Consider the following 19,608-nt stretch of genomic DNA (forward strand, 5'->3'; position numbering starts at 1 on the left):
ACTATAAGCATGAGGCCCCTAAGGCATCAAGCCCTTATGGCCACATAGCCACAAGCCACCCTGGCCACGAGGCCACCACGCTGATGCCATGACCATCGATCCGCGTTCTCATACGCCCGTCTACCTGCAGCTCGCCGACCTGCTGCGGGAGCGGATCGAATCCGGTGCCCTGCCGGCGGGTTCGGCCGTCGGCAGCGAAACCCGGCTGACGCAGGAGTACGGCATCGGCCGCGACGCCGTCCGCATGGCGATCTCGGTCCTTCGCTCCGAGGGACTCGTCACCACCAGTCGCGGCAGGGGCACCGTCGTCCGGGAGGCACCGGAGCGGCGGCGGGTGGAGCTGCCGCCGGGGGCTTCCGTGATCGCGCGGGTGCCCAGCGTGGACGAGCGCCGGGTCATGAAGCTCGACGAGGGCGTGCCGATCCTTGAGGTACGCGGCCCGGAGGGCGACGTGGAGGTCCTGCCAGGCGACGAGGTCGAGCTGACCCGCCCACAGTCCTGACCCGCCGGCGGCACCGCCGCCACAGGGAGAATCAGCGATCACCCTCGTCGGAGCCCGGAGGTCGGTAGCGGTCGAACACGGACGGCTCGGCGACCAACCGCTTGCCGTTGCGGTGGCTGAGGTAGTCCTCCGCGTCGACCCGGCGCGTGGGCGGTGCCCGGCAGCTTCGACCCGGGCGGCCTGCTCGGCGGCTGGCCGGGCACGATCGGCAGGCAAGATCAGTTGTTGGGCGACCCTGAGATACTTGCCCAATGCGGGGTCGACTCTCCACTCTGGTCCAAAGGCTGCGCCCGGCCGACGGCAGGCGTACGCGCTGGCTGCGCCGCGCCGTCGTCGCGGCCGTCGTCTTCGCGGCGCTCCTGGCCGGTGGCACCGTGGCCAGCGTGCAGTGGATCCGCGGCGGTGCGGAGGGGCACATCTTCGCCGAGCAGGACGTCCCCGACGCGCCGGTCGCCCTGGTGCTGGGCACCAAGGTCCACCCCGACGGGACCCCCTCGCCGTTCCTCACCGCCCGCCTGGAGATCGCGCGGCGGCTGCTCACCGCCGGCAAGGTGCGCGCCGTCCTGCTCTCCGGCGACAACATGAACCCGGACTACGACGAGCCGACCGCGATGCGGCGCTGGCTGCTCGACCACGGCGTGCCGGCGGAGCGGGTGGTGCTGGACTACGCCGGCTTCGACACGTACGACTCGTGTGCCCGCGCGAAGCGGATCTTCGGGGTGGATCGGGCGACGGTGGTGACCCAGGCCTTCCACCTGCCCCGCGCCGTGGCGGTGTGCCGGCAGCTGGGCGTCGACGCCAGCGGCGTGGGCGACGAGACCGCCCGCGAGTACGACCGGACGTGGCGGATCAGCTCCACCCGCGAGTACGGCGCCTGCGTGAAGGCCGCCGTGGACCTGCTGTCGGGCCGCGACCCGGCCCACCTCGGCAGCCGGGAGACCGGCGTCGAGGACGCGCTGCGCCGCGCGTGACCCCAGCCGCTGGAGCCTGTGTCGAAGTCGGCCCACCTCGGCTCGGCGCTGTCGGCGTGGTCTGGGTCCGTACGAGCGCACACGATCGCGCTGGATCGCGCTGGACCCGGAACAAGATCGTGCTCGATCAGGGAAAGCGTGGCCCCGTTACGGGTAGGAGACCACGCTTTCCGGGATCGAGCACGATCTTGCACGCCTCGCCGATCGCCGGCGGTTCCCCGGGAGGCCGCCCAGCCCCGGAGTGGTCCGGAACTGATAGATCTCCGCTCATCGTCAGGGCAGCGGTCGGTTTCGGTTGATGGTGATCGAGTTTGCATTCCGCTGGAGACATGGCCCTGCGTCTCCAGAGCTTTCGACACCCGCCCCAACCGCGGCGGACAGCAGGGCGTCGAGCCAGCTCAGCATCGTGGCGGCGTACTGCGGGCTGATGCTGTCGAGGTCCTCGCCCTCGCCGAGGGTGGGATAGTGGTCGCAGCCGTCGAGCCGGCAGACGGTGGGCGGGGTGGCGGCTCCGGCGGTGGCCCGCCGCCAGGCGGCGACGCTGGCGTCGATCGGGACCCACGCGTCAGTCGTACCGTAGAAGAGCAGCACCGGGCAGGTCACCCGGGCGAACAACGGAACCGGGTCGAAGTCCATGTCCCGCCAGGTGCCCGGCTCGTCGGGTAGCTCGCGCGGCAGGTAGACCAGCGGGAACCAGGGACGCTCGGCGGCCCGGTCGATGGCCGCCTGCGCGGTCGCGCGGTCGAGGTCGCCCCGCAGGTACGCCTCCATCGTGGCCCGCACCCGGCCCAGCTCGGTCAGGTCGACGTCGCCGTAGCCGTGCAGGCGGAGCTGCTCGGCGGTGCCGTAGCGCATCTGGGCGGCGGGGCTCACCCCGCTGGAGGAGACCAGCACCAGGAAGGCGACCAGGTCCGGACGGAGCGCGGCGGTCAGCGGCGCCGACCACGCGCCCTGGCTCAGCCCCCACAGCCCGACCGGCACGTCGCCGACCTGCCGACGCAGGACACCGATGGCCGCTGCCGCGTCGGCGGCCTGGTCTGCCAGGGGTACGTCGTGGTTATCCACCCGGGGCCGACGGTCGAAGCGCAGCACCGCGATCCCCGCGCCGGGCAGCACCCGGGCCAGGTGCTCGTAGCAGAAGTACGACCGGTACCCGGCCTCGGCGGCGTGCAGGACCACGATCCCGCCCCGGACCGGGCCGGCCGGCAGGTCCAGCGTGCCCGCCAACCGCACCCCGCCACCGTCGAACTCAAGCTCCACGCCGACACCCAACCACGCCCCGCCGCCCTCCGCCGCCCCCGGCCGCCCCCGCCGCCCCGCCACCTCCCGCCGCCCCGGCCGCTCCCGCCGCCTCCCGCCGCCTCTGCCGGAGACCTTGGACGGTTACCGTCGTCACGCGACGACAACTGTCCAACATCGCGACTCGGCGGGTGGGTGGGTGGGCTCAGGCGTCAGGAGACGTCGCTGAAGCGGCGCAGGGTCCACCGGGCCGGCGGCCAGCCGGTGGGGTCGTCGTCGGTGGTCCACTCAGTGGTCGAGGCCGGGGCCACCGCCACGTCGAACGCCCTGAACATCGGCTGGGCGGCGAGGGCGTGGAAGGAGCCCTCGACCGTCTCGGTGTGCCCGACCAGCACGACCGTGCCGCCCCGGTGCCGGTGCGCGATGTCCATGATCGCGCGGCTGACCCTCACGGTCAGCTCCGCCCAGGTCTCGTTGCCCTCCTCGAACGGCCGAAACACCCCACCGCCTGCCGTCGCGTGGTCGGTCTGGAATCGGGTCGTCGACAGCCCGTCGGCGTACGGCGGCGTGTGCCAGGCGCACAGCCCGCAGTCCGCCACCGGGCTGACGCCCAGCGCCGAGGCGATGGGCCAGGCGGTCTCGACCGCCCGGCGCAGCACGGAGGAGTAGACGGCCACGGGGCCGGAGACCGCGAGTTCGTCGGCGAGCCGCCCGGCCAGCCTGCGCGCCTGCTGGTGGCCCACCTCGGTCAGTCCCCGGCAGCCGTGCGGGCCGCCCACCACCCCCTCGACCTGGTGTACCGACTCACCGTGTCGGACGAAGAGCAGCCGAGTTCGCATCAGGTCATCATGCAGCGCGTTCGCTGACCTGTCGATCAACGAATGCGTATCGGTCGGAGTCGGACATCGAAGCGGACCGGGCCGGCGGCCCCGACGACGCCGAAGCCCGGGCTCGTCCGCTGAGTACGCCGACTCATGCCCTTGGGGACGCTCCGGTGCAGGCTGGGCACCATGGCGTCCTCCACCTCCGCCCCGACCGCGCGGCACGGCGGTCCCGTCGTCGGGCTCCTGACGCTGCTCTGGGTCGGGGGCCTGCTCGCGCTCGTCTGCCGGTGGTTCGCCATCGGCATGGAACACTGGGCCGCCTCGTACTCCGTCTCGAGCAGCGAGACGGAGTACCTGGGCCGCCAGGTGTCCCAGGTGGTGTTGGCCACGCTCCTCCTGGCGGCGGCCGGGCCGGCGGTGATCGCCGCAGTGGCGTACAGGATGCGGCTGGCCCGCACCGCGATCGTCTTCCTGGTGCTGGCCGTCGTCGGCGGCGTCCCGGCGCTGACGCTGGCCGCGTACGTCTACCGCGACCTGGACCCGCCGCCCCCACCGCCGGCACCGGTGTCCGGATGCCGCGAACACAGCGGGGGCGACAGCCGTTGCCCGGGCGGCTGAATCGCCGCCGGCCACCTCGCCACCGGCCGGCCCCGAAGGCCCCCACGCTCACCGGTAGGGACGCCAGCCGGCCCGGAGCCCGGCCCGAGTGCGGGCGCGAGGCGCAGGTCGGTGTCCAGGACCATGACCTCATGGATGAAGCTCAACGGCGGCGGTGGCACCAGCAGCACGTAGCGTCCTGGCTCCAGCTCGCCGCCACCCTGCGGACCGAGGGCTGGGAGGCACAGGTGACGTGTTCGGCAGCTCCAGTTCAGATAGAAGGGTCTCTGCTGAACGGCGACCGGTTCTACTTCCGCGCCCGGCATAGTGACGTGTCGTTGAGCATCGGAGGCGACGACCCAGCAGACATCCCCGAGTGGGAAGACAGCGAGTCACATCAAGAAGCCAGCTACCTGCCCGCCGCCGCCGGCGAGGCCATCATCAGACGGCTTGCTCGCCGCTACCTGAGCGATGTCTCGTAACTCGGTGCGGGCGTTGCCCACGGCAGGGTGAGCGCCCCCAGGGCCGGCCTGGTCGCTCCTCGTCCGGTGCGCTGCTCGTGTTATCGATCATCTTGGTGCTGTTGCGGGGCGAGACAGGCACCAGTGACCGGTAGAGCGAGCATGGACGGGCGAGCACCCTCAATTTGTACGGGCACCTGATGCCGGACTCGGAGGAGCGCACCCGCCGGCGGTCGACGAGGCGTAGGGTTGTGCCCCCGATGCGCCCCGGGCGAGGGCGCGACCTCCTGAGCTGCGCGAACGGCTTGGATTCAGATGTTGAAGCGGAACTCCACCCGGTTGGGTAACCATGCAACGTCACGGCGCATGACTAGCGGCTGCACGGCCAGTCCGGAGTTGGCGGTGGCGAGATGCTCATCGGTCCGTGCCGGTCACGGACGTAGGTGCCGTAGTCCGCGAAGTGGCGGCGCCGACTCAGGTAGTGAGAGTAGTGCTCGAAGTGCCACCGGCAGGCCTCGATGAACTCCGCGTGATCGCTCAATCCGAGACGGTCGCAGACCCTTGCGAACTCGTCCAGACCGTCCAGCAGTTCCGCGCACTGCTCTGCGGTCGCGCCATGCGGACCCCACAGCACCCCGGCCGGAAGTTCATGCAACGCATATCCGATCCAGTCACGGTCGCGCTGGTATCGGGCTCGATCGTCAGGCTGCTGTTCGGATCCCACACGGAATGGTGACCCGCCGGGCTTCGTCACGAAAGCGAATTGGATCAGGCAGACGTTGAACCGGAACTAGACATTAAACCTGAATTCGACGACGTCGCCGTCCTGCATGACGTACTCCTTGCCCTCGATGCGGACCTTGCCGGCCGCCTTCGCCGCCGCCATCGATCCGGCCGCGACCAGGTCGCCGTAGGAGACCACCTCGGCCTTGATGAAACCGCGCTGGAAGTCGGAGTGGATGGCCCCCGCGGCCTCCGGGGCGGTCGCGCCGACCGGGACGGTCCAGGCCCGCGCCTCCTTGGGCCCCGCCGTCAGGTACGTCTGGAGCCCGAGCGTGCGGAAGCCGATGCGGACGAGCTGGTTGAGGCCGGGCTCGGCCTGACCGATCGACTCCAGCAGCTCGCGGGCCTCCTCCTCGGGCAGGTCCACCAGCTCGGACTCGATCTTGGCATCCATGAAGATGGCCTCGGCCGGGGCGACCAGCGCACGCAGCTCGTCGAGGAACTCGGCGTTGGCCAGCTCGGCCTCGTCGACGTTGAAGACGTACAGGAAGGGCTTGGTGGTGAGCAGGTGCAGCTCGCGGAGGTGCTCCAGCTCGATCTTGGCGGCGGCGGCGCCCGCGTACAGCGTGGTGCCGCCGTCGAGGACCTGGACCGCCTGCTGCGCCGCGGCCACGGCGGCGGCCCGGTCCTTGCGGAGCTTGGCCTCCTTCTCCAGCCGGGGCAGCGCCTTCTCCAGGGTCTGGAGGTCGGCCAGGATCAGCTCGGTGTTGATCGTCTCGATGTCGTCGGCCGGGGAGACCTTGCCGTCGACGTGCACCACGTTCGGGTCGGAGAAGGCCCGCACCACCTGGCAGATCGCGGACGCGTCGCGGATGTTCGCCAGGAACGCGTTGCCCCGGCCCTGCCCCTTCGAGGCGCCCCGGACCAGGCCGGCGATGTCGACGAACGACACCGGCGCCGGCAGCACCTTCTGCGAGGAGAAGATCTCGGCCAGCTTGTTCAGCCGCTCGTCCGGCAGCCCGACGACGCCGACGTTGGGCTCGATCGTGGCGAACGGATAGTTCGCCGCGAGCACGTCGTTCTTGGTCAGCGCGTTGAACAGGGTGCTCTTGCCGACGTTGGGCAGGCCGACGATCCCGATGGTGAGGCTCACGGGCGGCCAGTCTACGCGGCCGGCACCGGCCGTCTGCGGTCAGCTCAGCAGACGCGGCTCGATCCGGGTCTCCCGGACCCCGCCGTCCCCGGACCGGGCGACCTCGTACGCCGCGACGCCCTCGCGGTCGGCGACCGCCTCGACCAGCCGGGTGCCCCGGTAGACCAGCCCGACCCCGTCGTCGGTGCAGTGGCTGGTCGGGAGCGTGCCGTCGGCGACCAGCCCGTGCATCAGCGGTCGCCGCTGGTCCTCGCTGTCGTAGTGCACCCCGTTGCCGTACGGCAGCCAGCCCAGGCCGTCGGTGAAGCCGCGCAGCCGGGGGCCGAAGCTGTCGGTGGCACCGCCGAGGTGCCAGCAGATCGAGCCGGCGGAGACCCCGGCCAGCACCACCCCGGCCTGCCAGCACTCGTGCAGGATCTCGTCGAGGCCGTGCACCCGCCACACCGCGCACAGGTTGACCACGCTGCCGCCGCCGACCCAGATCACGTCCTGGGCGAGCAGGTGGGCCCGGACGTCGTCGACGTTCGGCATGGGGAACAACGCCAGGTGCGACGCCCGGAACCGGGTGCCGGCGAACGCCGCGTGGACGGCGGCGATCGAGGCGTCCCGGTCGCCGACGGCCTGGCCGAGATAGCACAGCCGCGGCTCGGGGCCGGCCTGGGCCAGCTCGGCGGCCAGCGCGAAGACCGGCCCGGGGCGCAGGTCGTTCGGGCCGCGACGGCGGCTGAAGAAGCCCATGCTGGTGGCGATGATGGTCGGCTCGCTGGCGGGCACGGCGGTCCTCTCCTCGGGGTCCTGTCCCGGCATTGTGCCCCACCTCGCACCGACGCGGTTCCCTCAGCGCTCAGCCCTCAGCTACGCTCCCGATCGCGACACCCAGCGCCGCTCGCCGGCCCGCTCACCGCAGGCCGCCGGCGGCAGCTCGCGGGCCGCCGCGGCCGGCAGCGTGAACCGGTACGCCGCGGACGGGCCGGCCGCCGCTGACTCGCCGAGCATCCAACGCACCTCGTCGACCGTCCAGCCCAGCCCGGAGCGGCCGGCGATCTCCCGGACCAGGCGCAGCCCCACCCGCGTGTCGTCGTCGTAGAAGCGCATGCACCAGTGGTGCGCCCACATGCCAAGGGCACGCAGGCCCGCGGCGTCGAGCGACGCGGCGAGCCGGCCGCAGGCCGTGTCCCGGAACGCCCGCCCCGGGTCACCGGCCCGATCCCGCTCGATCGCGCCATACGCCGCCGGGGCGACCGCCCGCATCCGGTCGTAGAAGCCCTGAACCACCGTGCGGTCGAGCCGCGCCCGCCCCGACCGCATCAGCGGACACCTCGCCCGGCCACGCTCGCCATCGCCGCACCCTTCTTGAGTTGGTGGCGGAGACCGTACCGGCACCTACCGACACTTTCGGCCCGGATATCCGTTCCCGGTCGGACGGGCCGGCTGAGGTGGAGCGATGCCGCGAGGCCCCCTGCCCACCCCCCACGGCCAGGTCCGATTTCCGCGAGCCGGAGGGCCGGGCGGCGGGGCAGTATCGGTGTCGTGGAATTGGACTTCGAGCGGTGCTACCGGGCGGTCGACAGCCGTGACCAGCGATTCGACGGCTGGTTCTACACGGGCGTGACGTCGACCGGGATCTACTGCCGGCCGTCCTGCCCGGCAATGACGCCCATGCGGCGCAACGTCCGGTTCTTCCCGTCGGCCGCCGCCGCGCAGGGAGCCGGGCTGCGGGCCTGCCGCCGCTGCCACCCGGACGCCGCCCCGGGCTCGCCCCAGTGGGACGTCCGGGCGGACGTGGTGGGGCGGGCCATGCGGCTGATCGCCGACGGGGTGGTCGACCGGGACGGCGTGCCGGGGCTGGCCGCCCGGCTCGGCTACACCGAACGTCACCTGCACCGGATGCTGCGTGCCGAGCTGGGCGCCGGGCCCCTGGCGCTCGCCCGGGCACAGCGCGCGCAGACCGCCCGGATCCTGATCGAGACGACCGGGCTCGGGATGGCCGAGGTCGCGTTCGCGGCCGGGTTCGGCAGCGTCCGGCAGTTCAACGACACGGTCCGCGAGGTCTATGCCGCCGCCCCGTCGGAGCTGCGCGACGCCCGGGGGCGGGCACCGGTGGCCGGGGGGCCGGGCACGATCGCGCTGCGGTTGGCGTACCGGCCGCCGTTGCACGCGGCGGCGCTGCTGGACTTCCTCGCGCTGCGGGCCCTGCCCGGGGTGGAGGAGGTGCGCGACGGGACGTACCGCCGGGGGTTGCGGCTGCCGCACGGCGGCGCGGAGGTGGCCCTGACCCCGGGGGCCGGGCACGTGGCGGCCACGCTGCGGCTGGCCGACATGCGCGACCTGGCCCCGGCGGTGGCCCGCTGCCGCCGGCTGCTCGACCTCGACGCCGACCCGGCCGCCGTCGACGGCACACTCGCCGCCGACCCCGCCCTCGCCCCGCTGGTGGCGGCGGAGCCCGGGATCCGCGTCCCGCGTGCCGTCGACGGCTTCGAGATGCTCGTCCGCGCGATCGTCGGCCAACAGGTCTCGGTCACCTCGGCCCGAACCACCCTCACCCACCTCCTCCCCCTCACCCCGGCCCCCAGGTCGGTTGATCAAGAGGGCTGCGTCGCCGAACCCGCTCCGCCAGGACACGAACTTCTTGATCAACGTGGGGGGACCGGTTGGGTGGGGTGGGGGCGGGGGTTTCCTACGGCGGAGGAGGTGTTGGGGATCGCCGACGGCGGATTCCGGATGCCGGTGGGGCGGCGGGAGACGATCCGGGCGGCGGCGCGGGCCGTCGTCGACGGGGAGTTGGACCTCGACCCCGGCGGGGACCGAGAGGAGACCGTTCGGCGGCTGCTCGCCGTCCCCGGGATCGGCGCGTGGACGGCCGGCTACGTGGCCATGCGCGCCCTCGGTGACCCCGACGTTGCGCTCCACACCGACCTGGCCGTGCGGCGCGGTGCCGCCGCGCTCGGCCTCCCCGACGCCCCGTTGACCCTCGACGCGTACGCGGAACGCTGGCGCCCCTGGCGCTCGTACGCGGTGATCAGACTCTGGAGAGCAGCATGAACGTCACCCTCGACGGCACGGTCACGAACACCCCCGCCGGCCCGCTGAGCATCCTGACCGGTCCCGACGGCGCGGTCCGGGCCGCCGGTTTCACCCCCGAACCGGAGACGCTGCTGCCGCTGGTGCACTCCGGCCTGCGGGGGCCGGTCCGGCGGCGGACGGAGCTCGGCCCGGTCACCGCGGCGGTCGCCGCGTACCTGGACGGGGAGCTGACCGCGATCGACACGGTGCCGGTGGAGCAGCACACCGGCGGCGCGTTCATGGCGCACGCGTGGCAGGTGCTGCGCGAGGTCGGTCCCGGCCGGCCGGTCACCTACACCGGGTACGCCGGGCTGGCCGGCCGGCCGGCGGCGGTCCGTGCCGCGGCGGCTGCCTGCGCGCGCAACGCCGCCGCCCTGTTCGTCCCGTGTCACCGGGTGCTGCGCACCGACGGCGGCCTCGGCGGCTACCGCTGGGGGCTGGACGTGAAGCGGTGGCTGCTCGCCCACGAGGCACCCGCCGGGCGCTGAGCGCGCCGGGCACGACCGAACCGGCCGGGGCCGGGGGCGGGCAGGGTTCAGACGTGCCGAAGGACGTGCTGAAAGTTGACAGCGGCGACAGTCCCATTTGACGCTACCGTCGGGAAGTGCCTGCCGAGAGCGACGGCGACCCGGCCCAACCGGCCGACCGCGCTCGCCCGCTGCGCAACCTCTGGCGGTTACGCCCCTACCTGCGCCCGTACGCCGTCCAGTTCTGCTGGTTGCTGGCGGCGGCGCTGGCCGGCACCGGCGCGAGCCTCGCCGTGCCGCTCGTGGTGCAGCGGGTGGTCGACGGCCCGATCGCCCGGCACGACCCGGCCGGCCTGGTCCGGCTCGGCGGCCTGGCCCTGCTGCTCGGCCTGGCCGAGGCGCTGCTGATCTTCATCCGCCGGTGGACGCAGTCCTCGTCGTCGGTGGGCATGGAGGCGGCGATCCGCGCCGACGTCTACGCCCACCTGCAACGACTGCCGCCCGGCTTCCACGACCGGTGGCAGACCGGGCAGTTGCTCTCGCGGGTCACCAGCGACCTGTCGGTGATCCGCCGGTTCCTCTCCTTCGGCCTGCTGTTCCTGGTGCTCAACCTGGTGACGTACGCCGCCGTGGTGGTGCTGCTGATCCGGCTGCATCCCGCGCTGGGGGCGCTGGTCGCGGCCAGCGCCGTACCGCTGTTCCTGATCAGCCGCCGGTTCGGGCGGTACTACCACGACACGTCGCGCCGGATGCAGGACCAGCAGGGCGACGTGGCAACGCTGGTCGAGGAGACCGCGCAGGGGCTACGCACCATGAAGGCGTACGGCCGGGGGCCCGAGCTGGCCAGCCGGTTCGCGGCCGGCGCGCGGGCGTTGCACGACACCGGGGTCGCCAAGGGGCGGCTGCTGGCCCGTACCTCCGCGCTGTTCGACCTGGTGCCGAACCTGACCCTCGGCGTGGTACTGGTCGCCGGCGCGATGGCCGCCGCCCGGGGCGCGCTCACCATCGGCGAGCTGGTCGCCTTCGTCAGCCTGCAACTGATGCTGATCTGGCCGGTGCAGTCGCTCGGCTGGATCATCGCCAACGGCCAGGAGGCGGCGACCGCCGCCGACCGCATCCAGGAGGTGCTGGACACCCGCCCGTCCATCGTGGACGCGCCGGACGCGGTCGCCCTGGCCCGGCCTGCGGTGCACGGCCGGCTGGTCTTCGACCGGGTGTCGTTCCGCTACCCGGGCACCCCCGCGCCGGTGCTGCGGGAGATCGACCTGACCGTCGAGCCGGGCGAGACCCTGGCCCTGGTCGGCGCGACCGGCACCGGCAAGAGCACCCTGCTCTCCCTGGTCCCCCGGCTGCACGAGGTGACCGGCGGGCGGATCACCCTGGACGGCCACGACCTGCGCGAGCTGCGGCTGGCCTCGCTGCGCCGGCTCGTCGGGGTGGCCTTCGAGGAGCCGACGCTGTTCTCGATGTCGGTGTGGGAGAACCTCACCCTGGGCCGCCCGGACGCCGACGAGGACGACGTCCGGGCGGCGCTCGCGCTGGCCCAGGCCGACTTCGTGCACGAGTTGCCGTGGGGGTTGGCCACCCGGGTCGGCGAGCAGGGGCTCACCCTCTCCGGCGGGCAGCGGCAGCGGCTGGCGCTGGCCCGGGCGGTGCTCGGCCGGCCCGCGCTGCTGGTGCTCGACGACCCGCTGTCCGCCCTCGACGTGCACACCGAGGCACTGGTGGAGACGGCGCTGCGGCGGGTGCTGCGGAACACCACCGCGCTGCTCGTGGTGCACCGGCCGTCGACCGTGGCGCTGGCCGACCGGGTCGCGCTGCTGGAACGGGGCCGGATCACGGCGATCGGCACCCACTCGCGGCTGCTGGCCGAGGTGCCGGCGTACCGGGCGGTCCTCTCCGCCGCCCCGACCACTCCCTCCGGGGCCGCGACCGTCCCGACCGGCCCGGCGGTGTCGGCTGCGGGCCCGGCCGGGCCGGCGGCCGGACCGGACGAGCGGGGGCTGGTGCTGTCGTGACCGCCGTCGACCCCACGGTCCGCCATCCCGAGGACGAGCCCGCCGACGGGCCGGGCAGCCCGCCGGGCGCAACCGGCCGGCGCGGCCGGGGCGCAGCGGGCCGGCAGGCACGGGGCGCGCCGGACCGGCCGGCGCGGGGCGCGGCGGACCTGGACCGGTGGCGGGGGCGGGCCACCGACCCGGAGGCCGACCGCAGCCGGGCGGAGGAGGCCACGCCCGAGGCGCTCGCCCGGCTGCGCGTCCGCAGCCGGGCGCTGCTGCGGGACCTGCTGCGCCCGCACCGACGCCGGCTCGGGGCGTCCGTCGGGCTGCTGCTGGCGCAGAACGCCGCCGCCATGTCCGGGCCGTACCTGGTGATGCTCGGCATCGACCGGGCGATCGTTCCGCTGCGGTCCGGAAACAGCGGGCCACTCGTCGCGATCGCGGGGGCCTTCGCCGCCGCCGCGCTGACCGAGTACGCGGCCCGGCGCGGCTTCCTCGCCCTCTCCACCCGGATCGGCCAGGCCGTCCTGCTGGAGCTGCGGCAGCGGGTGTACGGCCACTTCCTGCGGCTGTCCGTCGGCTTCCACGAGCGCTACACCTCGGGCCGGATGATCTCCCGGCTCACCAGCGACCTGGACTCCATCGCCGAACTGGTCAACGGCGGCGTGGACAGCCTCCTCCTCGCCGCCCTGTCCATCCTCTCCGTGGCCGGCATCCTGCTCTGGCTGGACCCGCCGCTGGCCGCGGTGACCCTGCTGGCGTTCCCGTTCCTGTTCTGGCTGTCCCGCTGGTTCGCCCGCGCGTCGGCCGGGGCGTACCGGCGGACCCGGGAGGCGGTGGCGCTGCTGATCGTCCACTTCGTGGAGTCGCTGGGCGGCATCCGCGCGGTGCAGGCGTACCGGCGGGAGCCGCGCAACCAGCGGATCTTCGCCGCCGTCAACGACGACTACCGGCGGACCAGCCTGCACGCGTTCCGGCTGATCGCCACGTACTCGCCGGGGATCAAGATCATCGGCAACGTGACCGTGGCGGTGGTGCTCGGCTACGGCGGGACCCGGGTGCTCGGCGGCGGGATGGAGGTGGGGGTGCTCGCCGCGTTCCTGCTGTACCTGCGCCGGTTCTTCGAGCCGATGCAGGAGCTGAGCCAGTTCTACAACTCGCTCCAGTCGGCGACGGCGGCGCTGGAGAAGCTGGCCGGGGTACTCGACGAGCGGCCGGCGGTGGCCGAGCCGGCCCGCCCGACGCCGTTGCCCGACGGCCCGGGGCGGGGGGCGGTGGAGCTCCGGTCGGTCTCGTTCGGGTACCGGGCCGACGCGCCGATCCTGACCGGCCTGGACCTGGCGGTGCCGGCCGGACAGACCATCGCGCTGGTCGGCCCGACGGGCGCGGGCAAGTCGACGGTCGCCAAGCTGTTGGCCCGCTTCCACGACCCGGACGCCGGCACGGTCCACCTGGACGGGGTCGACCTGCGGGACCTGGCCGACGCCGAGCTGCGCCGGGCGGTCGTGCTGGTCACCCAGGAGAACCACCTGTTCAGCGGCTCGGTGGCGGAGAACATCCGGTTCGGCCGGCCGGGCGCGGACGACGAGGCGGTGCGGGCCGCGGCCCGGGCGATCGGCGCGCACGACTTCATCGCCGCCCTGCCCGACGGGTACGACACTCAGGTGCGCCGGCGCGGCGGCCGGCTCTCGGCCGGGCAACGCCAGCTCGTGGCGTTCGCCCGGGCGTTCCTCGCCGACCCCCGGGTGCTGGTCCTGGACGAGGCGACGTCATCGCTCGACGTGCCCACGGAGCGGATGGTGCAGCAGGCGCTCGCCACCGTGCTGCGGGACCGGACGGCGCTGGTGATCGCGCACCGGCTGTCCACCGTGGAGACCGCCGACCGGGTGCTGGTCCTCGACGGCGGCCGGATCGTGGAGGACGGCCCACCGGACCGACTGGCCGGCACCGACGGCCGGTACGCGGCGCTGCACCGGCAGTGGCGTGACTCCCTGGTCTGATGGCACGACTCGGCACCGCACCGGCTGGGTGGTCTGTGCGACGGGACCCGCGTACACCCCGAACGCCGACGGATCGCGGTGGCTTCCCGGCTCGGCCGGCCGGGCAGCCGGCCCGGACCGTCCGGCTGGGAGGATCGGGCCATGGTGGAGACCTGGACGTTCCACGGTGCGACGGTGCCGGTGACGGCCGACGACGCGGTCCGACAGCTCGGCGAGCGGGTCACCGCCGGCCGGCTCGAATCGTGGCTGAGTAGTTCGTCGGGGCGCTCGCTGGCGGTGGTGAGCAACACCGAGCGGGCGATGGTGCTGCTGCTCGACGGGCCGGGCGACCCGGGCGCGCACGCGACCGACCCCGGGGCGGGCGGCTGGAGCGACGGCTTCGTCCTCGGCAACGGGCAGGACGACGAGTATCCCGACGAGGACACCGTGCCGCTGGAGGAGGCGCTGCGGATCGTCCGGCACATCGTCGCCGAGGGCGGCCCGCCGCCCGACGCCGCGTGGCGGGTCGACCGCTGAGCGGCCGGCCCGCTTGAGGGAGGCGTGGACGGGTGCCCGTCAGGGCCGGCCGGGGGACGCCGCCTCGGCGCGCAGGTCCTGGCGGAGCCGGTCCACCGCGCGGCCGAACCCGAACAACAGTGCCAGCAGCAGGGCGGCCACCCCGGCGAAGACCGGGACGGTGAGCGAGGGGGCCTGGTAGGGGCCGTCGAACTGGGCCCGCGCCACGACCGGCGCGAGGGCCTGCCCGGAGAGCACCAGCGCGGCGGGCCCCAGCACCAGCAGCGCGACCCGCCCCCCGATGTCCGGGCGGGTGACCGACGGCCCGGCGGGTGGGGTGGGGGCGTCCGAGGCAGGCGCGGCCGGGGTGGGGGCAGGGGCGACCGGGGCGACCTTGGCCGGGGCGGAGCCGGTGGACGCGGTGGCGGCGAAGGCGAGGCCGAAACCGAGCGCGAGGCCGAGCCCGAGGACGGTCAGCAGCGGCCGGACGGTGTCCACCGAGGGCAGCTCGGAGCGCACCGCCGGGGCCGCCAGCGGCAACGCGACGGCGGCCACCAACAGGCCGAGCGCGTCCCACGGCAGCAGCCGGGCCGCGTGCCGGGCCAGCGCCGCGCCGGCCGCCAGCGCCGCGACGCCAACCGCCGTGACCAGGAACGCCCGTCCCGGCGCGGCGGTGAAGCTCAACGGGACCCCGTACAGGGCGATCGGCCCGACGGCGGCGCAGAGCACCACCCACCGCGCCCCGACCGCCCGGCCGACCCGATACGCGTACCAGAGCAGGGTCAGCGCGACGACGACGGCGAGCACGACGGTGGCGGCGTGGCCGAACGCCTCGACGGCCCGCTCCCGGCGCGGCCCGGCCAGCCCGTCGGGGCTGAGCTGGAACAGCCGCACGATCCACCAGCGCAGGGTCAGCCCGACCAGGGTGAGCAGCGCGGCGGCCCCGACGACCAGCAGCGGGCCGGGACGGAACCGGCCGGGCCGCGCGGGCCGTCCCGGGCGGGCCCGCCGCCGGGCGACCGCCGCCGCTGCGACGGTGAGCGCGACGGGAAGCCAGAGCTGCGCGTCCGGCCGGACCACGTCGGACTCGGTGGTGGGCAGCACGGCGTACGACAGTGCGCTGCCCACCGGGTGCAGCACCAGGCCCGTGGCCAGACCGGCGGCGACGAGTCGACGGCCCGGCCGGGACGCCTGCCCGACGGCCAGCAGGGCGGCGCCCAGCGCCAGCCCCATCCCCGCAGCGCCGGCGAGGGCGGCCAGCACCAGCCCCGGCGACGGCGTCGAGGTGGGCAGGAGGTGCACCCCGCCCTCGACCGCCAGCTCGGTCAGGAAGGTCAGCGCCAGCCCGCCGGCGGCGACCGGCCAGCCGGGCAGCGCCGGCAGCAGCGCCGCGAGGGCCACCGCCACGGCCACCACCACGCAGGCGAACGCGGCGGGGCGCAGCGGCTGACCGTCCCGGACGAGCTCGGTGAAGCCGGACTGGGCGACCAGCGGCAGCTCCCGCGCCGCGAAGACCGCCCCGACGGCGAGCGCCGCCGCCGCGTCGACCAGCGTCGTCCAGTCGCGCCCGGCCGGACGCGCTTCCGTCATCTCGCCCATGGATGGCCTCCCCCGCGTCCCGGACGCGGCGATGCTGTCACACGTTCCACCCGGCGGCTGCCCCGTCGAGGGCAGGTGAGCGGGACGGCAGCCGAACAAAGCCGTGGCTCGGCGCACCGCCGCTGCCTAGGATCGACGGATGACTGATACGGCGAGGACGGCCCGCGCCGGCGTCCCCGAGCGGCCCACGTTGGACGGGCTCGAGGAGACCTGGGCCCGCCGCTGGCAGGAGGACGGCACGTACGCGTTCGACCGTGCCGAGGCGACTGTTCCGGATCGCGGCGCGGCGTCGGACGCGCCGAACCGGAATGGTCGTAGGGCGGACGTGTTCTCCATCGACACCCCGCCGCCGACCGTATCGGGCGAGCTGCACATGGGGCACGTCTTCTCGTACACGCACACCGACACGGTGGCCCGCTTCCAGCGGATGCGCGGCCGGACGGTGTTCTACCCGATGGGCTGGGACGACAACGGCCTGCCCACCGAGCGCCGGGTGCAGAACGTGTACGGGGTGCGCTGCGACCCGACGCTGCCGTACGACCCGGACTGGCAGCCGCCGGCCGCCCCGGTCGACGAGGCGGCCCGCAAGGATCCGACGCCGATCTCCCGGCGCAACTTCGTCGAGCTGTGCGGGACGCTGACCGCCGACGACGAGAAGATCTTCGAGGCGCTGTGGCGGCGGCTCGGGCTGTCGGTGGACTGGTCGCTGACGTACACCACGATCGGGCGGGCAGCCCGGGCGACATCGCAGCGGGCGTTCCTGCGCAACTTGGCCCGGGGCGAGGCGTACCAGGCTGAGGCGCCGACGCTGTGGGACGTCGGGTTCGCCACCGCCGTGGCGCAGGCGGAGCTGGAGGACCGGGAGCGGCCGGGGGCGTACCACCGGCTGCGGTTCGCCGGGCCGGGCGGGCGGGAGGTGCTGATCGACACCACCCGGCCGGAGCTGCTGCCGGCCTGCGTAGCGCTGGTCTGCCACCCCGACGACGAGCGGTACCGGGACCTGGTCGGCTCGTCGGTGCGTACCCCCGTCTTCGGGGTCGAGGTGCCGGTGCGCGCGCACCCGCTGGCGGACCCGGCGAAGGGCACCGGCATCGCGATGGTCTGCACGTTCGGCGACCTGACCGACGTGACCTGGTGGCGGGAGTTGGCGCTCGACACCCGGGTGGTGGTCGGCCGGGACGGGCGGCTGCTGCCGGAGCCGCCGGCCGGCGTGCCTGCGGAGCCGTACGCGGCGCTGGCCGGGCAGACCGTGAACGGTGCCCGGCGGACGCTGGTGGGGCTGCTGGGCGACGCGGGCGACCTGGTCGGCGACCCGCGCCCGATCACGCACCCGGTGAAGTTCTACGAGCGGGGCGACCGGCCGCTGGAGATCGTCTCCACCCGGCAGTGGTACCTGCGCAACGGCGGGCGGGACACCGGCCTGCGCGCGGAACTGCTGGCCCGGGGCGGGGAGCTGCGCTGGGTGCCGGAGCACATGAAGCACCGCTACGACCACTGGGTGGGCGGCCTGACCGGTGACTGGCTGGTCAGCCGGCAGCGCTTCTTCGGCGTGCCGGTGCCGGTGTGGTACCGGCTCGACGGCACTGGCGAGCCGGACCTTTCCCACCCTCTCACACCCGACGAGGCGATGCTGCCGGTCGACCCGTCCAGCGAGCCGCCGCCCGGGTACGACGAGTCCCGGCGCGGCCGGCCCGGTGGTTTCGCCGGCGACCCGGACGTGCTGGACACCTGGGCCACCTCGTCACTGACCCCGCAGATCGTGGGCGGCTGGGAGACCGACCCGGAGCTGTTCCGGCAGGTCTTCCCGATGGACCTGCGCCCGCAGGGGCAGGAGATCATCCGCACCTGGCTGTTCGCCACGATCGTCCGCGCCCACCTGGAGCACGGCGTGCTGCCCTGGCGGGACGCGGTGCTCTCCGGCTGGATCCTCGACCCGGACCGCAAGAAAATGTCCAAGTCCAAGGGGAATGTCACCACCCCGATGGCGCTGCTTGAGCAGTACGGCTCCGACGCGGTCCGGTACTGGGCGGCCAGCGGCCGGCCCGGCATGGACCTGGCCTTCGACCCGGCGCAGATCAAGGTGGGCCGGCGGCTGGCCACCAAGCTGCTCAACGCGTCGAGGTTCGCCCTCGGGCTGGGCGCGGCCGACGCGTTGCGCGCCCCGTACGACAACTCCAGCTCGGCGCGTCTGACGCCGCGCCGCGACCTGGAGCTGTCGGCCACCGAGCCGCTGGACACCGCCATGCTCGCCGAACTGTCCGGCGTGGTCGCCGCCGCGACGGCCGCCTTCGACGGGTACGACCACACGGCCGCCCTGCAGGTGGCGGAGGCGTTCTTCTGGCGGTTCTGCGACGACTACATCGAGCTGGTGAAGGAGCGCGCCTACGGCACCGGGCCGGGGGCCGACTCGGCCCGCGCGGCGCTGGCGACCGCCCTGTCGGTGCAGTTGCGGCTGTTCGCGCCGGTGCTGCCGTTCGCCACCGAGGAGGTCTGGTCCTGGTGGCGGTACGGGTCGGTGCACCGCGCCACCTGGCCGACGACGCACGAGGTCGGGCGGGCGATCCAGGGCGACGGCGACCCGGAGCTGCTGCGGCTGGCCGGGAACGCCCTGAGCCAGGTGCGCCGGGCCAAGTCCGAGCGGAAGCTGTCGATGCGGGCGGAGGTGCCGCTGGCCGAGGCGCTCGGCCCGGCCGCCCTGCTCGACCGGCTGACGCTGGTCGCCGACGACCTGCGGGCCGCCGGCCGGATCGACAAGCTCGACCTGTTGCCGGGCCGCACCCCGGAGCTGGTCGTCGCCTGCGCCTTCTGAGCCCCGGCGGGCATCACCAGCCGCGCAGCATGCGGACGCCGAGCAGGGCGGCGACCACGGCGGGCCCGACCAGCAGGGTGACCGCCTGGAGCCGGTACGGCATCCGGTGCCGGGCCAGCTCGACGGCGTTGCCGCAGACCACCACCCCGGCGAGCAGCACGTACCCGCCCCACCAGTGGGTCTGCCCCGGGTCCACCAGCCGGGCGCGGATGAGGAACAGGGTCACCCCGACCAGGGCGCCGGCCAGGGCGAGCAGGGCGACCGTCCGGTGCAGCCCCCGGGCCAGCGGGTCGGCGGACCGCCACAGGTAGGTGCCGGCGACCGCCAGGCAGGGCAGCGTGACCAGGGCCGGCCAGCCCCGGCCGGTCGTGCCGGTCATCAGCAGCGCCCCGACCGTGAAGATCAGCAGGCCGACGCAGGCCACGACGTACCCGACGAACGCCCGCCCGCCCCCGCGGGCCAGCAGCACCCCGCCGCCCGCGGCGGTCAGCGCCCCGGGGACCAGGACGAAGCCGGCCCACCAGTGGTAGTCGCCGATCGACTGGGCCACCGTGGTGGTCGCCGCCGCGGCCGTCCCGGCGATCGCCAGGCTGGCCGCCCAGTGCCGGGTGCTCCTCGGGTACGACCGCCGGGGCGTCGCCCGGCCTGTGTCCGCCACCATGGCCCCAGCCTGCCGTAGCGGGCCCGGCCGGGTCCATCCGGCCA

At 74.3% G+C, this 19,608-nt stretch carries 17 protein-coding genes and 2 pseudogenes; 11 read left to right on the plus strand and 8 right to left on the minus strand.

The genetic code is table 11. The annotated features are described in order from the left end of the window. Positions 1-88 precede the first annotated feature (88 nt). Positions 89-502, plus strand: coding sequence for a GntR family transcriptional regulator (locus tag ACQPZO_RS26265; protein ID WP_433344608.1), 414 nt, complete (start codon positions 89-91; stop codon positions 500-502). Positions 503-753: 251 nt separating this feature from the next. Next, a complete protein-coding gene (locus ACQPZO_RS26270) occupies positions 754-1,473 on the plus strand; it encodes a SanA/YdcF family protein (RefSeq protein WP_433344609.1) in 720 nt (239 codons plus the stop codon). Between the two features lie 273 nt (positions 1,474-1,746). Here ACQPZO_RS26270 and ACQPZO_RS26275 read toward each other — a convergent pair whose 3' ends face one another. Together ACQPZO_RS26275 and ACQPZO_RS26280 are read right to left on the minus strand one after the other, a co-directional pair. Continuing rightward, entirely contained in the window at positions 1,747-2,733 is a 987-nt protein-coding gene (locus tag ACQPZO_RS26275) for an alpha/beta hydrolase (protein WP_433344610.1), read from the minus strand. 191 nt (positions 2,734-2,924) lie between these two features. Continuing rightward, complete coding sequence (locus tag ACQPZO_RS26280) at positions 2,925-3,551, minus strand: histidine phosphatase family protein (protein WP_405104737.1); 627 nt, start codon at positions 3,549-3,551, stop codon at positions 2,925-2,927. A gap of 171 nt (positions 3,552-3,722) precedes the next feature. Here ACQPZO_RS26280 and ACQPZO_RS26285 point away from each other — a divergent pair, with 171 nt between their 5' ends. Together ACQPZO_RS26285 and ACQPZO_RS26290 are read left to right on the plus strand one after the other, a co-directional pair. After that, positions 3,723-4,154 (plus strand): DUF6234 family protein, encoded by a 432-nt coding sequence (locus ACQPZO_RS26285; RefSeq protein WP_433344611.1) that lies wholly within the window; start codon positions 3,723-3,725, stop codon positions 4,152-4,154. A gap of 131 nt (positions 4,155-4,285) precedes the next feature. Beyond that, a complete protein-coding gene (locus ACQPZO_RS26290; RefSeq protein WP_433344612.1) occupies positions 4,286-4,615 on the plus strand; it encodes a hypothetical protein in 330 nt (109 codons plus the stop codon). Between the two features lie 349 nt (positions 4,616-4,964). On the opposite strand, the gene ACQPZO_RS26295 is transcribed toward ACQPZO_RS26290, so the two are convergent. The 4 genes from ACQPZO_RS26295 to ACQPZO_RS26310 all read right to left on the minus strand — a co-directional run bounded on the left by ACQPZO_RS26295 (position 4,965) and on the right by ACQPZO_RS26310 (position 7,778). Then, positions 4,965-5,318, minus strand: coding sequence for a hypothetical protein (locus tag ACQPZO_RS26295; protein WP_433344613.1), 354 nt, complete (start codon positions 5,316-5,318; stop codon positions 4,965-4,967). A gap of 66 nt (positions 5,319-5,384) precedes the next feature. Continuing rightward, on the minus strand, positions 5,385-6,470 hold the full coding sequence (gene ychF, locus ACQPZO_RS26300) for a redox-regulated ATPase YchF (RefSeq protein ID WP_433344614.1): 1,086 nt from the start codon (positions 6,468-6,470) through the stop codon (positions 5,385-5,387). Positions 6,471-6,509: 39 nt separating this feature from the next. Continuing rightward, positions 6,510-7,244 (minus strand): Type 1 glutamine amidotransferase-like domain-containing protein, encoded by a 735-nt coding sequence (locus ACQPZO_RS26305; protein ID WP_433351270.1) that lies wholly within the window; start codon positions 7,242-7,244, stop codon positions 6,510-6,512. A gap of 81 nt (positions 7,245-7,325) precedes the next feature. Continuing rightward, positions 7,326-7,778 (minus strand): hypothetical protein, encoded by a 453-nt coding sequence (locus ACQPZO_RS26310; protein WP_433344615.1) that lies wholly within the window; start codon positions 7,776-7,778, stop codon positions 7,326-7,328. A gap of 222 nt (positions 7,779-8,000) precedes the next feature. Here ACQPZO_RS26310 and ACQPZO_RS26315 point away from each other — a divergent pair. The 6 genes and pseudogenes from ACQPZO_RS26315 to ACQPZO_RS26340 all read left to right on the plus strand — a co-directional run. Continuing rightward, positions 8,001-9,030: pseudogene (locus tag ACQPZO_RS26315) on the plus strand (bifunctional transcriptional activator/DNA repair enzyme AdaA); the annotation flags it as partial. 113 nt (positions 9,031-9,143) lie between these two features. Next, positions 9,144-9,512: pseudogene (locus ACQPZO_RS26320) on the plus strand (DNA-3-methyladenine glycosylase family protein); the annotation flags it as partial. Further along, positions 9,509-10,021, plus strand: coding sequence for a methylated-DNA--[protein]-cysteine S-methyltransferase (locus ACQPZO_RS26325; RefSeq protein ID WP_433344616.1), 513 nt, complete (start codon positions 9,509-9,511; stop codon positions 10,019-10,021). The pseudogene ACQPZO_RS26320 and the gene ACQPZO_RS26325, both read left to right, overlap by 4 nt. Before the next feature lie 116 nt (positions 10,022-10,137). Continuing rightward, positions 10,138-12,018, plus strand: coding sequence for an ABC transporter ATP-binding protein (locus ACQPZO_RS26330; RefSeq protein WP_433344617.1), 1,881 nt, complete (start codon positions 10,138-10,140; stop codon positions 12,016-12,018). A 149-nt stretch (positions 12,019-12,167) separates the two neighbouring features. Next, positions 12,168-14,000 carry an ABC transporter ATP-binding protein gene (locus tag ACQPZO_RS26335; RefSeq protein WP_433351272.1) on the plus strand — a complete coding sequence of 611 codons (1,833 nt, stop codon included), beginning with the start codon at positions 12,168-12,170 and terminating at the stop codon, positions 13,998-14,000. A gap of 141 nt (positions 14,001-14,141) precedes the next feature. Beyond that, positions 14,142-14,516 carry a hypothetical protein gene (locus ACQPZO_RS26340; protein ID WP_433344618.1) on the plus strand — a complete coding sequence of 125 codons (375 nt, stop codon included), beginning with the start codon at positions 14,142-14,144 and terminating at the stop codon, positions 14,514-14,516. Positions 14,517-14,555: 39 nt separating this feature from the next. Here the strand turns inward: ACQPZO_RS26340 and ACQPZO_RS26345 are convergent, their stop codons facing one another. Continuing rightward, positions 14,556-16,094: a hypothetical protein gene (locus ACQPZO_RS26345; RefSeq protein ID WP_433344619.1), complete on the minus strand. Its 1,539-nt coding sequence runs from the start codon at positions 16,092-16,094 to the stop codon at positions 14,556-14,558. Positions 16,095-16,233: 139 nt separating this feature from the next. Here ACQPZO_RS26345 and valS point away from each other — a divergent pair, with 139 nt between their 5' ends. Next, complete coding sequence (gene valS, locus ACQPZO_RS26350) at positions 16,234-18,903, plus strand: valine--tRNA ligase (RefSeq protein WP_433344620.1); 2,670 nt, start codon at positions 16,234-16,236, stop codon at positions 18,901-18,903. 13 nt (positions 18,904-18,916) lie between these two features. On the opposite strand, the gene ACQPZO_RS26355 is transcribed toward valS, so the two are convergent. Next, positions 18,917-19,564, minus strand: coding sequence for a hypothetical protein (locus ACQPZO_RS26355; protein WP_433344621.1), 648 nt, complete (start codon positions 19,562-19,564; stop codon positions 18,917-18,919). Between the last annotated feature and the right edge of the window lie 44 nt (positions 19,565-19,608).

The organism is Micromonospora sp. CA-111912, from assembly GCF_050948415.1.
In the GTDB taxonomy this organism is placed as follows: Bacteria; Actinomycetota; Actinomycetes; order Mycobacteriales; family Micromonosporaceae; genus Micromonospora.

What these genes read in the sequence shown, in the direction of transcription:
- ACQPZO_RS26340 (WP_433344618.1), top strand. Translation starts at nt 14,142, where the DNA reads ATGGTGGAGACCTGGACGTTCCACGGTGCGACGGTGCCGGTGACGGCC.
- ACQPZO_RS26280 (WP_405104737.1), bottom strand. Translation starts at nt 3,551, where the DNA reads ATGCGAACTCGGCTGCTCTTCGTCCGACACGGTGAGTCGGTACACCAG.
- ACQPZO_RS26355 (WP_433344621.1), bottom strand. Translation starts at nt 19,564, where the DNA reads ATGGTGGCGGACACAGGCCGGGCGACGCCCCGGCGGTCGTACCCGAGG.
- ACQPZO_RS26265 (WP_433344608.1), top strand. Translation starts at nt 89, where the DNA reads ATGACCATCGATCCGCGTTCTCATACGCCCGTCTACCTGCAGCTCGCC.
- ACQPZO_RS26270 (WP_433344609.1), top strand. Translation starts at nt 754, where the DNA reads ATGCGGGGTCGACTCTCCACTCTGGTCCAAAGGCTGCGCCCGGCCGAC.
- ACQPZO_RS26290 (WP_433344612.1), top strand. Translation starts at nt 4,286, where the DNA reads ATGGATGAAGCTCAACGGCGGCGGTGGCACCAGCAGCACGTAGCGTCC.
- ACQPZO_RS26345 (WP_433344619.1), bottom strand. Translation starts at nt 16,094, where the DNA reads ATGGGCGAGATGACGGAAGCGCGTCCGGCCGGGCGCGACTGGACGACG.
- valS (WP_433344620.1), top strand. Translation starts at nt 16,234, where the DNA reads ATGACTGATACGGCGAGGACGGCCCGCGCCGGCGTCCCCGAGCGGCCC.
- ACQPZO_RS26285 (WP_433344611.1), top strand. Translation starts at nt 3,723, where the DNA reads ATGGCGTCCTCCACCTCCGCCCCGACCGCGCGGCACGGCGGTCCCGTC.
- ACQPZO_RS26325 (WP_433344616.1), top strand. Translation starts at nt 9,509, where the DNA reads ATGAACGTCACCCTCGACGGCACGGTCACGAACACCCCCGCCGGCCCG.
- ACQPZO_RS26310 (WP_433344615.1), bottom strand. Translation starts at nt 7,778, where the DNA reads ATGCGGTCGGGGCGGGCGCGGCTCGACCGCACGGTGGTTCAGGGCTTC.